Genomic DNA, 12726 nt, shown 5'->3' on the forward strand with positions numbered 1-12726 from the left:
GTTCGAGCCCAGTATCGCCCATGACAAAGGCCCCGGAAACGGGGCCTTTTTCGTGCTTGTGGGGCCAATTCGTGGGGCCAATTGTCGATCTGCCGGCCGTGGCGGGGGCGATGCCTCAGCTCTCGCGAAGCTTGGCGGCGATGGCCTGCATCTCGTCGGTGACCTCGCCTGCTGCCAATGCGCAGCGCAGCACCACTGCCCCGTCCGGGGATCTGCAGAAACTCTGTGGCATGAAACAGCAGCGCTGGCAAATCGTTGGCGGCCCAGTACCCCAGCCTCGTCTTGCCGACAGCGAGCGATACCTTCACATCGTCGAACGCGGCCCCGTTCGAGCGAGCGTGGAGTTTGAGTTCTCGGGCACGGTGATGGCTTGCGCACCGGAACTTCTCGCCTCGCCCATTGGTGATGCCGTACGCACGAGGGGCGCGGCGATCATCGAGGCTCATGCCACGGACGCTCAGCTCCCGGCTCGGATCAAGATCGGCACGTCGGGAATCCGGTTCCTCGCATGATTCGTACAGCGATGTTCGTAGAGACCATCGGCGACCTCAGCGCTCACGAGTCGGCTATCGAGCGGCATCTTGCGGAGCGTGGTGCCGAGTCCCATGGCGGAGGGGTTGCTTTTGGTATCGAGTCGATCTCGCTTGCCACGACCCAGGCGGCCGGCGACCTAGTCCGTTACTCGTCTGTCTTGCTGGTACAGATCCACGCCTAACGTGACGGCACCTTAGATCGGGCCGCGATGGCTTGCCCAGTGGTGCCGACATTGGCTCGCGTAGGCCAATCTGAGCGCAACGTGAATTCCTGACGTCGCCTCAGAGCGCCTCACCCGCCTGCAAGCACGGGTCGAATTACGGGCGCGACCGAGCTAGGCCGGGCCGGGCACTTGTCGTCATCCGAGCCGAATACAGTCGCTAGATGACGAGCCCGTTGATTGCAGCGATTGACGACCTTGCTAACGCAGTGGCGAAAGGGCGCCTCGACAAAGGCAATGAGGCGGCTTTTAGGTGGGCTACGGCGCTGGCTCAGGAAGTCAACCGACCCGAGGACAAGATCATCGAAGGAGGAACCAGCGGCTCGCATCTCGTGCTGTACCGGGTCGTAGGTGTCGATTGGCACCATTGGTCGTCAGGGGAGTCAATTGGTCCGACGACGTTGCATCTCTTCCGATCGTGGGTGAACCATCGCCATGACATCGACCCCCGAAGTGCCGGGCTTGTTGGTGTTCACCCCGCCCGCGCTCAACCTTGGTACCGCGTGGATCAAGGCGTTGAACCTCAGATGGTCTCCGAAGATTGGGTCATCGACGTGGCGGCCGAGGCGCCAAGACTCATGGAAGCGTGGGGGCTATGAGACCGCCAGCCTTCCGGCTCGGCCAGCGCATCGGCCCATGGGAGCTGTCGTCCTTTCTCGGGAGTGGAGGCAACGCTGAGGTCTGGGAGGCAGGACGCGTGGAGGATGCTGACGCGCCGCCGCTGGCGCTAAAGATCTTGAAGCAGCGTCGTGTGGACAGTGAGCCGTACGAGCGGTTCCGCCGCGAAGCTGAATTCCAGGCGTCTCTGGGCGCGCGTAGCGGCGTGCTTCCACTCCTCGAAATGTCCCTGCCATCCCAGCTGGAGAAGGGAGAACGTGCGTGGTTGGCGATGCCTATCGCCACACCCGTAACGGACGCACTCGAAGGCGCGCCGTTGAATGTGCTTGTCGAAGCTGGTGCGCGCTTCGCCACGACGCTTGCAGACATTGCTGACGAGTTCGATGCTGCGCACCGTGACGTCAAACCGGGCAACCTGTATGCCTATGCCGACGATTGGTGCGTTGGTGACTTTGGGCTCGTCGATCTGCCAAACGAGCAGGCGTTGACAGCCGAGGGAGAGACCATCGGGCCGTTGTACTTCCTCGCTCCTGAGGTTTTGCTACGGCAATCCAGCGTGGACTACTTCGCTGCCGATGTGTGGTCGCTGGCTAAGACGCTCTGGGTGTTAGCCGTCGGCCAGCGCTGGCCGTTGCAGACAGAGCATCGGGCCGATCAAGTGGGTCTGCGTGTCGCTGACCTTCGCCCTCATCCCAAGGCATTGCTGCTTGACCGAATCTTGGAGCAATGCACGACCATCGACTCAACCCGGCGGCTTTCCATGCGCGAGTTCGCTGCTGAACTGCGAACCTGGAGTGCCGTGATATCGGATCCTGGCCAGCCATCGTTCGATCTGTCTGAACTCGGAGCGAGGCTGCGACAGCGCCTTGCCTCCGAAGTTAATGCGCGTGAGACGCGCGAGTGGCAGCTCGAGCAGGCATACAACCTCCGAAGTGCGCTCGACGCGCGTCTCGAACCGCTCCATGTCCAGCTTCAGGGCAATTACGACGCCGTCGAGATCGCGACATACGACACCCTTGTCAACAACATCTTGAAGAGTATGGAAGCCGCAGGACGTCCGGAGGTGCTCTGGGCGGAGCCTGTGGCCGATCGCATCGTCACCGGCCCAGACTTCAACCCGTTTGTCTTCTACGTGGGCTGGATAGTCGAGCTACTCGATGACGGTAACGTGCGTCTGGCTGGTGTCATCGGATACGGCTGGGAACGTGCCGCTGGTGACGAGATGATGCTTGTAGATGAACGTGTTGCACCTGTCGGAAGCCTTCAGGCAGACCAGGCCGTCAATGCTTTCGCTGACGAGTTACTTGGCCTGGTGCCAGATTGGCTAGGGCGATTCATTGAACGGCTGCCACGCGGTTAGCACGGGCCCGGCGCCGTTGTCCTGCAACTATCGACGCCTGTGCTCCGGTGGGGCCAACTGTGGGGCCAATCTGAGCGCAGCGGCCGTACCTGATGTCACCTCAGGACACCTCACCGCCGCGAAGAACCGCGCGCTCACGGCTCGGCTCCGTGTTCGAGCCCAGTATCGCCCATGACAAAAGGCCCAGGAAACGGGGCCTTTTCGTGCTCGTGGGCCAATACGTGAGGCGACAACCGCCCTGCAAGCTTCGTCGCAACGCCGCTCCCATCTGCGGACGACGTGACCGCCGCGGGCGCCGGCGAGCAGCTCCGCTGACCGATGCGCCGGCTAGGGGTTGATGATCGCCCGCACGGCACCCGGCGACAGGGGCGGCGTCTTGCTGTGCACAAGGCGATGGCAGTTCGCGCAGACGACGGCGAAGTCCACCTTGTAGCTCAGCTTCCGCGGACCGGCGTCGAGCGGGGAGAACGGCTCAAGATGGTGCGCGTCGATGCAACGCTTTCCCAGCTCGCCGAGCTCTGCCACGAACGCTCGTGAGCAGATCTCACAGGTCCAGTCCTTGTGCTCCTTCGCCTTCCGAGCGATGACGCTGTTGCGCCCTTCGGCCCGCAGGTGCCAGCGGTAGCGCTTGGCCTCCGTGCCGCTTCGCGCTTCGTCTGGAGCATCGGTGCTGGCCTCGGCGTCTTCCTCATCGAGCCTCTCGATCGTCTGGCGGTAGAGGCTCAAGAACCGCTGAAGGTCTGCCACCAGAAGCGCGTCGTGCGGCATGGCGTTGGCGGGCATCCAACGGCCGACGATGTTCCCGGCCTCATAGTTGATGGTCCGCTGAGCGTTCCCACCGAGATCGAGAGGGGCGGTCTCGAGGTCGGTGATGGCGGTCGCGTCGAGGAACCTCCGGAATCGCTCGGCCTGGGCCAGCAGACGACTGCGTCCACCGGACCCTGTCACGGCTTGCATGAGCGTCAGCGCGACACCTGCGCCATCTTTGCGGAAGAGGTAGGCCAGATAGTGCCCCTTCTGCGCCGTCTCTGTGACACGACGGTCAAAGACGCTGATCCAGGGCGTTTCGGCCCAGGCGAAGTTCTGCTGGCCAGCGCTGCCGGCGACCTTGTAGATCGCCTCGTCACCAAGGATGCGGCGAAGCGTTGCCGGCAGGGTGTGGACCACGAGCCGCTGCAGCGGGTCAGCGGCGTCGGTGGCAGCTGTTGAGCGTGGAGCAGCTGCCAGGGCGCAGGCCTGTTGGAGCTGATCACGAAATGGCGAGGCGTTCGCGAGCCGGACGACTGTCGGCAGCCCGGACACGTCCGTCCCGGGCAGCGATGCGAGGACAGCCCCGATGAACGAGCTGCGGCGGTAGCGCCCGAACGTCTCAGGCGTGATTCGCACCTCGCCATCAGACGACAGGAGGTCGAGACCCTCCTGCACCTTCGCAATGGGCACCGGCTCACCCGCAGGTGAGGTCGTCGTACCGACGATGACGTTGGGGCCGTCAACACGGAGGACGATGTTGGGCGCATCGCGACCAGGGGTTGTGATGGTTGTACCTACGAGCTCTGAGATGACCCGATGAGCGTCGAACGTCCGAGGCATGGCCGCTGAGCTTAGGGCGTGGGAAGAGGCGTGCTTCAGGTGTGAGCAGGGGTGCTGCACATGCCAATGGCTTGGTCGTCTGACTCCGCGCCGCCTAACCTCTCCGCCCGTGTCGCCCTCCGTCGCCCTCGGACTGCTGCTCGCGCTCTGCTGCTCGGTCGTCGCCCTGCTGGGCTTCCTGTTCAAGCAGCGCGGCGCCGTCACCGCGCCCGCGGTCCAGTGGCGCCATCCCGTCCGCTCGACCGGCGCGCTGTTCGCCAACCGCTGGTGGACGCTGGGCATCGTCGTCGCCACGGGCGCCTGGGTCTTCCATGTGGCCGCGCTGTCGCTCGCGCCGATCAGTCTCGTGCAATCGGTCATCGCCGGTGGGCTGGTCCTTCTCACACCGCTGGCGGGTCGCGTCTTCAAACTCCCCGTCACCACGCGCGACTGGATCGGCGTCGCCGTCACGGCGGCGGGCCTCGCGCTGCTGGCCGCCACGCTCGGCAACTCCGGTGAGAGCGCGCATCGCTCCTTCGAAGCGCCGACGCTCTGGCTCTACGTCGGGATCCTCACCGTCGCCGCGCTCGCAGCCTGCGCCGCGGTCGTCAACGACACCCGCCGTGCCGGCCCGGTTCTCGCGCTCGCCGCCGGCCTCCTCTGGGGCGGCAGCGACGTGACGATCAAGGCCGCGTCGGGCGACCTCATCGACCGCTGGCTGCTCGCGCTCCTCACGCCCGAGGTGGCGGCGATCACGATCCTGTCGCTCGTCGGGCTCGTCGTCAGCGCGCGCTCGCTGCAACTCGGCCCGGCGGTCGCGGTCATCGCGATCACGAGCGCCGCGGCCAACGTCGTGACCATCGCCGCGGGGCCGATCGTCTTCTCCGAGCCGTTGCCGGACGGCACCGTCGCGCTCGTCGCCCGCCTCGTCGGCTTCACGGCCGTGATCGCGGGTGCCGTCCTCACGCCGGGGCCGGAAGTCGAAGAGGCGCTCGCGCCGGAACCTGAACCCGCGCCCGCCTGACGACCCACGCACGCCACCAACTGGACGTCGACACCCGCATCGTCCTCCCGTCCAGTCCGAATTCAGTCACCCGTACCCTCGCCGGTCATGCGCAGGCTCATCGCCCCGCTGGCGCTCGCTGCTGCCCTCGGCACAGCGGGCCCGGCATCCGCCGCGATCACGGTCGCCAAGACCGCCGCGGACACCATCACCGTCACCTCGACTGCGGAGACGCCGGCCGACACCATCGGCTACAAGCTGACCGCCGGCAAGCTCGGGATCGACCGGACCGCGGGGGAGAGCCTGGCGCCCGGCCTCGGCTGCACCGGCAACGGCAACAACGTGACCTGCGCGGTCGACTTCATCACCCGCCTCGTCATCAACCTGGGTCCCGGCGACGACCAGATCGTCGCCAACCCGACCATCCCCATCGGCATGCACGCCGAGATCCACGGCGGTCCCGGCCGCGACACGCTGCGCGGGGCCGACGCCAGCAACGACCTGCTCTTCGGCGACGAGGGCGACGATGTCCTAGACGGTGGCTTCGGCGACGACAAGCTCGACGGCGGCTCCGGTGACGACGCGCTGACCGCCAACCTCGGCGTCGACACCTACCGCGGTGGCAGCGGCATCGACGCGCTGAGCTACGCGGCCTACACGTCACCCGTCCGGGTGACGATCGGCGCGGGCGGTGCGGACGACGGCTCGGTCGGAGAGACCGACGACGTCGGCGCTGACATCGAGCGCGTCGACGGCGGCACCGGCGACGACACGCTGATCGGCTCGGTCGGCAACGACCTGCTCTACGGCAACGCCGGCAACGACACCATCGACGGAGGCGGGGGCGCCGACCTGCTGGTCGGCGGGGCCGACAACGACACGATCGCCGCACGCGACGGTGTCGCCGATCTGATCTCCTGCGGCGACGGCGTCGACGCTGTGACCACCGACCAGCTTGACGCCTCGGACTCGTGCGAGTCGGTGCAGAGCGAGACGGTGGCGCTCGGCGGTGGCGGGCCCAACACGGCCGCGACGACCGACGCCGACGGCGACGGCAGCCCGGTGGGCCCCGACTGCGACGACCACGACAAGGCCGTCCACCCCGGTGCGACCGAGATCCCCGCCAACGGCAAGGACGACAACTGCGACGGATTGGCGGCTTCGCTGCTCCTGCCGACGTTCACGCTGACGACCGCCCAGACCGCGGGGACCAAGACCACCATCTTCCGCAAGCTCGCGCTGGCCGGGGCGCCCGCCGGCGCGACCGTGACGCTCACATGCAAGACCCCCAAGAAGGCCAAAGGCTGCCCGTTTGCGAACAAGAGCGCGAAGGCGCGGGCGAGCAAGATGGTGTCCTTCGCCTCCGCGCTCAAGACCGCCAAGCTGCCCGTCGGGACGGTCCTGGAGCTGCGGGCCGAGGCCGGCGCTGCGACCGCGATCCGCGTCGAGCGGCTCACGATCCGCGCGGGCAAGGCGCCCAAGCGTCAGACCAGCTGCGTCAACCCGGTGACCAAGGCGACGCTGCCGAGCTGCTGAGCAAGCTCGGTGCGCCGCCCGACGTCAGCTGGACGACGCCGCCCGCCTGCTGAGCAGCAGCGCGCGGGCGCCGGCTACGTCGGCGGGCGTGAACCAGGGCGTGTCGTCGTCGTGGCGGCGCGTGCACAAGCGCACGGTCAAGCCATATAACAACCGAGCCGCGCCGAGCTCGTCCAACGGACCGGTGACGAGCGCGAGATCCAACCGCGGGTCATCCGCAAGCCCGAGCTCCTCGGCCAGCGCCGAGATCCGCGCGGCGGCCTCCTCGGCATCGAAGGTCGACGCGTCGACGGCGATCGTGACGTCGTCGAGATCGGCGAGCGCCGCCGCGCACGCCCCCAGGACGTCCGGATCGCGGACGACGTCATCGGCGTCGAGGCAGGCGACGAGCGGCCGCGCACCGCGCAGGGGGTAGGGGCCGATGCCGTCGGGCAGCGCCGCGCGTACCGCGCTGAGCACCCCGCGGGCCGCCCCGGAGAAGGGGTCGGCCGCCGCGGCACGCACCGCGGTTGCGAGAGATATGTGGAGATCTCGAGTGTCGAGCGACGACTGAACCGGCATATGTGCGGTTGATTCGTCCCTCGATGCCGAGGGCATGGGTGGCGACGATGAGGTAGCACCGACGAACTGCGCCTGTGCGTCAGCTGCCAGATCCTGCGCCGCGCGGGCGTCGTCCTCCGTCACGTCAACCAGCGCCACGAACGGCGTCCCCGCCACCTCCAGCGCCTCGCTCGCCAGCCGCGCAAACGCGTCCCAGCACTGCTCAAGCTCCCTGACCGTCATCTCCTCCGCCCGCACCCGGCGCAGGAACCACCGTTGCAGCGCCAAGCCCTTGCGCAACTCGCGCAGCTTCGCGGGCCCCTCGGCCCCGAGCGACATGTTGGTGGCGTGGAAGCGGTAGAGCGTCCGCGGGATCGGCAGGTAGGCGATCTCCGAGAATTGCGCCGCCCGCGCCGCCAGCCACCAGTCCGCCCACGCCATCTCGTCCGGAATGGGGAAGAGGACGTTGCGCAGCGTCCCGCGCACCACGATGGACGAACCCGTCACGAGGTTCTCGCGCAGGAACGTCGACAGCCCGTGCCCGGTCGGCGGCCGCGCGTCCGACAACCACGACTCCTGCAGCACCGCGCCGTCAGCGTCGATCACCCGCATGTCCGTGTAGACGAGCCCGACCTCCGGACGCTCCGCGAAGACCGACGCCTGTGCCACCAACTTGCCCGCCGGCCACGCGTCATCAGCATCGAGGATCGCCAGCAGATCGGCCTCGACCGCCACCCGTTCGGCCGCCGCACGGTTGACCGCGGCGACCGAGCCGCGGTTCTCCTGGCGCACCAAGGTCACCCGACCGGGATGGTCGTCGGCGATCCCTGCCACCACCGCGGCCGTCGCGTCGGCCGAGCCGTCATCAACCACGACAACATGCAGCCGGTCGGCCGGGTAATCCTGCGCCAGCGCTGACCGCACCGCCTGTCCGACGAACGGCTCGGCGTCATAGGCGGCAACCAGGACCGCGACGCTGGGCAACGCGTTGGACATCACCTACACGAGCGCCGTGAGCAGCCGCTGCACGTCATCCTCGTCATTCCACGCACCAACCGACGCGCGCAAGCGCCCGGTCCCCGGGAGGTTGCGGATCGTCACCCCGGCGGCCTGCAGACGATCGCGCACCGCAACCGCCGCTTCGTCGCCACCCTCCACCGTCCAAGAGACAAGCGTCGTCTCGCCACGTGGCAACACAGCAAAGCCGGCAGCAGCGAGCGACGACGCCAACGACGCCGCCAACCCGATCGCTCGCTCTTGCACCGCGGCCAACCCCGGCTCGGCGAGGATGTCGAACGCCGCCGTGGCCGCCGCGATCGTGGCGAGATCCTGCGAGGCCATGTCGTAGCGCAGCGCGTTCTCGACGAGCCCGGACGCCAGGCCCACGTCGTGGTCGGCGACCCCGCGATAGCCCGGCGCCGGCGCGGCGATCCGCCCTGCGAACTCCGGCGCGATCCACAGCATCCCGCAGCCGACCGGCCCGCAGAGCCACTTCTGGCCCGAGCCCGCGTAGGCCGCCACGCCGAGCGCGCCGACGTCGACCGGCACCGCACCAACGCCCTGAGCCCCATCGAGCAGCACCGGGATGTCGCGCCCGCGAGCGGCGGCCACGATGGCCGCCATCGGCGCGACCGCCCCGCTGTGCCACGACACATGCGAGCACGCGATCAACTTGGTGTTCTCGCTCACCGCCTCCGGGATCTCGGCCAGCGGTACGGCCCGCACCGTCACACCCCGTTGCAGCCGGGCGGCGATCAGCGGCCCCTGCAGGCCCGGGTGCTCGTCATCGGCGGTGACGATCTCGTCGCCGGGGCCGAGCGCCAGTCCGGCGACGACGCGCCCGCACCCGTCGCTCGTACCCGCCGTCAGCGCGACGTCCTCCGGCCGCGCGGCGCCCAGCAGGCCCGCGTAGCGCTCCCGCAGCTGATCGGACATCGGCATCAGCCGCTCGTAGAACGCGCCGCTGCGACCCTCCTCGATCCCGAACCGCCACGCCTCGGCCGCAGCGCGCTGCGCGGCGGCCGGCAGTGGCCCGCAGGTGCCGGCGTTGAGGTACGCGGTGCGCTCCAGGACCGGAAAGGCGGCGCGCAGGCGGGCAGCGTCCATGCACCGCACCTTACGAGAGCACCCGGCGGGGTGGGCGGGCTGGCATCCCTGCCAGCGGGCAGGACCGCCCGCCGCGGCGCGCTCGGACGTTCTCCTAGGATGGGCCCCATGAAGGTCACCCTCCCGGACGGCAAGGAGCTCGAGCTCGCCGACGGCGCCACTGGCGCCGACGCAGCGGCCTCGATCGGACCGGGGCTCGCGAAGGCGGCCCTCGCGGTGAAGGTCGACGGGACGACGCAGGACCTCTCCCAGCCGCTGCCTGACGGTGCGGTGCTGGAGATCATCACCGACCGGTCCGGCGAGGACGCGCTGGAGCTGATCCGCCACGACACGGCCCACGTGCTGGCCGCGGCGATGATGGAGCTCTACCCGGGCGTGAAGATCTCGATCGGCCCGGCGATCGAGAACGGCTTCTACTACGACTTCGACTTCCCGGAGGGCGCGCAGTTCACCGACGCGGACTTCGAGCGCGTCGAGGCCAAGATGAAGGAGCACGTCGCCGCCGACGAGGCCTTCGTCCGCGAGGTCGTCTCGGTGCCCGACGCGCTGGAGCGCTTCCGCGACCAGGGCCAGGACTACAAGGTCGAGCTGATCGAGGACCTGGTCAAGAACGAAGGCGTCGACACGGTCAGCCTCTATACCAACGGGCCGTTCACCGATCTGTGTCGCGGACCGCACGCGCCGACCACCAAGCGGATCGGCGCGTTCAAGCTGCAGTCGGTCGCCGGCGCCTACTGGCGCGGCGACTCCGACCGTCAGATGCTCACCCGCGTCTACGGCACCGCGTTCTTCAAGCAGAAGGAGCTCGACGCCTACCTCCACATGCTCGAGGAGGCCCGCGCGCGCGACCACCGCCGCCTGGGCAAGGATCTCGGACTGTTCACGTTCTCTGACCTGGCGCCCGGCATGCCGCTCTGGCAGCCCCCGGGCATGACGATCTGGAACGCGCTGACCGAGCTGTGGCGGACCGAGAACCGCCAGCGCGGCTACCAGGAGGTTAAGACGCCGATCCTCTGGGACGTCGAGCTGTTCAAGGCCAGCGGCCACTGGCAGAACTACCGCGACAACATGTACTTCACGGACATCGAGGACCGGCCGATGGCGCTCAAGCCCATGAACTGCCCGGGCCACGTCCAGCTCTTCAAGGACGTGCGGCGCTCCTACCGGGAGCTGCCGATCCGCTTCAGCGAGCAGGGCCTGGTCCATCGCCACGAGCCCAGCGGCACGCTGCACGGCCTGATGCGCGTCCGCCACATCACCCAGGACGACGCCCACATCTTCTGCACCGAAGAGCAGATCGAGGACGAGGTCGTCGGCTGCCTGGACTTCGGCTTCGACCTCTACCGGCTGTTCGGCTTCGAGCCCAAGCTGGAGCTCTCGACGCGGCCCGCCAAGCGCTTGGGCTCTGATGAGACCTGGGACCAGGCCGAACAAGCACTGGAGAACGCCCTCAAGCGCCAGGGTCTGGACTACGAGATCAACGCCGGCGACGGCGCCTTCTACGGGCCGAAGATCGACCTGCACATGCGCGACTCGCTGGGCCGCTCGTGGCAGCTGGGCACCGTCCAGCTCGACTACCAGATGCCCGAGCACCTGGATGCCACCTACATCGGCAGCGACAACGGGCTGCACCGCCCGGTGATGATCCACCGTGCGTTGTTGGGGTCCTTCGAGCGCTTCATCGGCATCCTCATCGAGCACTACGCCGGCGAGTTCCCGCTCTGGCTGACCCCGTCCCAGGCGATCGTGCTGACGATCGCCAGCCGCCACGAGGACGCTGCTCGCACGGCCACTGACGCACTCCGGGCCGCCGGCCTGCGCGTCAAGCTCGACGACCGCGTCGAGTCGGTCAACCGCAAGATCCGCGAGGCGGAGCTGGCGAAGATCCCCTACATGTTGATCGTCGGCGACCGCGAGGCCGAGACGGGCTCGGTCTCCGTCCGCCGCCACCGCGGCGGCAACGAGGGGACCTTCACCGTCGAGGAGTTCGTCGCGCGCATCGCGTCCGAGATCGCGGCCGAGCGCGACGCCGAGCCGGTGCTCAGCCCGCAGGCCTAGCCAGTCGCGCGGCGCTGCAGCCGCCGCGTGCGCAGCACGGCGACGGCGACGGTCCCGGGGGCCACGGCGGCGACCGCGATGGCGATGGGCGTCGCCGCGCCCGGACGGCCGATGACGCTCATGGTGATCGCAGCCAGGGGGAAGGCGCCCGCGAGCGCGAGGCGCGGATCGGTGGGCAGCAGGACCGCCGCGGCCATGAAGGTCGAGAGCGCCGCCAGCCAGACGAAGGCGACCAGCAAGCCGTTCTGCTCCCATGGCGGCGGGCCCAGCACGGCCGCCAGCGCAACGGGCAGCGCCAGCCATGCGAGGCGTCGCGCGTCAGGTCGCCGGCGCCGGGGCGCGGCGATCAGCACGGCAAAGCAGGCGACCGGCACGATCGTGGCCAGCAGCGCCTCGCTGACCGAGATGTCGTGCAGCAACGCTGGCGTGCGCGTCGCGATCCACACCAGCGCGCCGATCCCACCGAGACGGTCGAAGCCAACCAGCACGAGCCCTAGGACGACCGCCAGCAGCGCGATCGACCACGGCGCCAGCAGCGCGTCCTGCTCGCCGCGGACCCGCTGGCCGAGCAGCGTGGCGAGGTCCAGCGTGAGGGTCCACGCGGCGGCCAGGCACGCGCCGTCGGCGATCAGGCGCGCCGGGCCGACCCGCGCGGTGTGCACGGCGCGGACGCGCAGGCCGGCTCGGACGAGGTCGGTGATCTCGCGCGCGAAGTGCCATACCCGGCGACCGTCGGTCGCATCGAGCACCGTCGCGCGCAGCTCGTCGCCGCGTGCGTCGCGGAACGCCGGCGGATAGGCCGTCAGCGCCATGCACGTCACGCCGTCGCGTGTCATCGCGCTGCCACCCGCGCGGTGGCGCGCAGCCGTCGCGACACCGTCCGGGATGCGTGCGCCAACCGCTGGGCTTCGGCGTCCAGCGCGGTGCGGCCGGCGGGGGTGAGCGCGTAGTCGCGGCGCTGGCGACCGCCCTCGACGTAGGGCTCGCCGGCGGTGATCAGCCCGCCCTCCAGCGCCCGGTCCAGCAGCGCATAGAGCGTGCCGGTCGACAGGCGAACCGCGCCGTCGGACAGCTCAGCTGCGCGGCGGACGATCGCGTAGCCATGCAACGGCCCATCGATCAGGGCGGCCAGGGCGAAGTAGCTCGGCGTGCGGAACTCCATCCGCCCGATTATATGTCGAT

Annotated in this window: 11 protein-coding genes; 6 read left to right on the top strand and 5 right to left on the bottom strand. The window is 68.8% G+C overall.

The features are described 5' to 3' along the window. The 3 genes from VGO10_RS14115 to VGO10_RS14125 all read left to right on the top strand — a co-directional run. Nucleotides 1-512 (top strand): hypothetical protein (locus VGO10_RS14115; protein ID WP_327469373.1); only part of this gene is annotated, 512 nt, incomplete at its 5' end. Between the two features lie 406 nt (nucleotides 513-918). Continuing rightward, on the top strand, nucleotides 919-1353 hold the full coding sequence (locus VGO10_RS14120; protein ID WP_327469375.1) for a hypothetical protein: 435 nt from the start codon (nucleotides 919-921) through the stop codon (nucleotides 1351-1353). Next, a complete protein-coding gene (locus tag VGO10_RS14125) occupies nucleotides 1350-2732 on the top strand; it encodes a protein kinase domain-containing protein (RefSeq protein WP_327469377.1) in 1383 nt (460 codons plus the stop codon). The genes VGO10_RS14120 and VGO10_RS14125 overlap by 4 nt, the downstream gene beginning before the upstream one ends. Nucleotides 2733-3059: 327 nt before the next feature. Here the strand turns inward: VGO10_RS14125 and VGO10_RS14130 are convergent, their stop codons facing one another. After that, on the bottom strand, nucleotides 3060-4322 hold the full coding sequence (locus VGO10_RS14130; protein WP_327469379.1) for an MrcB family domain-containing protein: 1263 nt from the start codon (nucleotides 4320-4322) through the stop codon (nucleotides 3060-3062). 109 nt (nucleotides 4323-4431) lie between these two features. On the opposite strand from VGO10_RS14130, the gene VGO10_RS14135 reads away from it, so the two are divergent. Continuing rightward, the gene (locus VGO10_RS14135; RefSeq protein ID WP_327469381.1) at nucleotides 4432-5325 is read left to right on the top strand and encodes a hypothetical protein; all 894 of its coding nucleotides are present in this window, start codon (nucleotides 4432-4434) and stop codon (nucleotides 5323-5325) included. An 87-nt stretch (nucleotides 5326-5412) separates the two neighbouring features. Beyond that, on the top strand, nucleotides 5413-6840 hold the full coding sequence (locus VGO10_RS14140; RefSeq protein WP_327469383.1) for a MopE-related protein: 1428 nt from the start codon (nucleotides 5413-5415) through the stop codon (nucleotides 6838-6840). A gap of 24 nt (nucleotides 6841-6864) precedes the next feature. On the opposite strand, the gene VGO10_RS14145 is transcribed toward VGO10_RS14140, so the two are convergent. Both VGO10_RS14145 and VGO10_RS14150 read right to left on the bottom strand, forming a co-directional pair. Next, nucleotides 6865-8376 (bottom strand): glycosyltransferase, encoded by a 1512-nt coding sequence (locus VGO10_RS14145; RefSeq protein WP_327469385.1) that lies wholly within the window; start codon nucleotides 8374-8376, stop codon nucleotides 6865-6867. Between the two features lie 3 nt (nucleotides 8377-8379). Beyond that, nucleotides 8380-9486: an aminotransferase class V-fold PLP-dependent enzyme gene (locus VGO10_RS14150; RefSeq protein ID WP_327469387.1), complete on the bottom strand. Its 1107-nt coding sequence runs from the start codon at nucleotides 9484-9486 to the stop codon at nucleotides 8380-8382. A 108-nt stretch (nucleotides 9487-9594) separates the two neighbouring features. On the opposite strand from VGO10_RS14150, the gene thrS reads away from it, so the two are divergent. Further along, entirely contained in the window at nucleotides 9595-11544 is a 1950-nt protein-coding gene (gene thrS, locus VGO10_RS14155) for a threonine--tRNA ligase (RefSeq protein ID WP_327469389.1), read from the top strand. On the opposite strand, the gene VGO10_RS14160 is transcribed toward thrS, so the two are convergent. Further along, on the bottom strand, nucleotides 11541-12380 hold the full coding sequence (locus tag VGO10_RS14160; RefSeq protein WP_327469391.1) for a hypothetical protein: 840 nt from the start codon (nucleotides 12378-12380) through the stop codon (nucleotides 11541-11543). The two genes, thrS and VGO10_RS14160, sit on opposite strands and share 4 nt — an antisense overlap. Then, on the bottom strand, nucleotides 12377-12706 hold the full coding sequence (locus tag VGO10_RS14165) for a PadR family transcriptional regulator (RefSeq protein WP_327469393.1): 330 nt from the start codon (nucleotides 12704-12706) through the stop codon (nucleotides 12377-12379). Before VGO10_RS14165 ends, VGO10_RS14160 begins: the two co-directional genes overlap by 4 nt. Nucleotides 12707-12726 lie beyond the last annotated feature (20 nt).

Origin of the sequence: Baekduia sp. (genome assembly GCF_035996765.1) — a bacterium.
GTDB lineage: Bacteria > Actinomycetota > Thermoleophilia > Solirubrobacterales > Solirubrobacteraceae > Baekduia.

Excerpts from the sequence above, each read along its gene's own strand:
- VGO10_RS14165 (WP_327469393.1), bottom strand. The coding sequence starts at position 12,706 with ATGGAGTTCCGCACGCCGAGCTACTTCGCCCTGGCCGCCCTGATCGAT.
- VGO10_RS14120 (WP_327469375.1), top strand. The coding sequence starts at position 919 with ATGACGAGCCCGTTGATTGCAGCGATTGACGACCTTGCTAACGCAGTG.
- VGO10_RS14145 (WP_327469385.1), bottom strand. The coding sequence starts at position 8,376 with ATGTCCAACGCGTTGCCCAGCGTCGCGGTCCTGGTTGCCGCCTATGAC.
- VGO10_RS14125 (WP_327469377.1), top strand. The coding sequence starts at position 1,350 with ATGAGACCGCCAGCCTTCCGGCTCGGCCAGCGCATCGGCCCATGGGAG.
- VGO10_RS14150 (WP_327469387.1), bottom strand. The coding sequence starts at position 9,486 with ATGGACGCTGCCCGCCTGCGCGCCGCCTTTCCGGTCCTGGAGCGCACC.
- thrS (WP_327469389.1), top strand. The coding sequence starts at position 9,595 with ATGAAGGTCACCCTCCCGGACGGCAAGGAGCTCGAGCTCGCCGACGGC.
- VGO10_RS14140 (WP_327469383.1), top strand. The coding sequence starts at position 5,413 with ATGCGCAGGCTCATCGCCCCGCTGGCGCTCGCTGCTGCCCTCGGCACA.
- VGO10_RS14130 (WP_327469379.1), bottom strand. The coding sequence starts at position 4,322 with ATGCCTCGGACGTTCGACGCTCATCGGGTCATCTCAGAGCTCGTAGGT.
- VGO10_RS14160 (WP_327469391.1), bottom strand. The coding sequence starts at position 12,380 with ATGACACGCGACGGCGTGACGTGCATGGCGCTGACGGCCTATCCGCCG.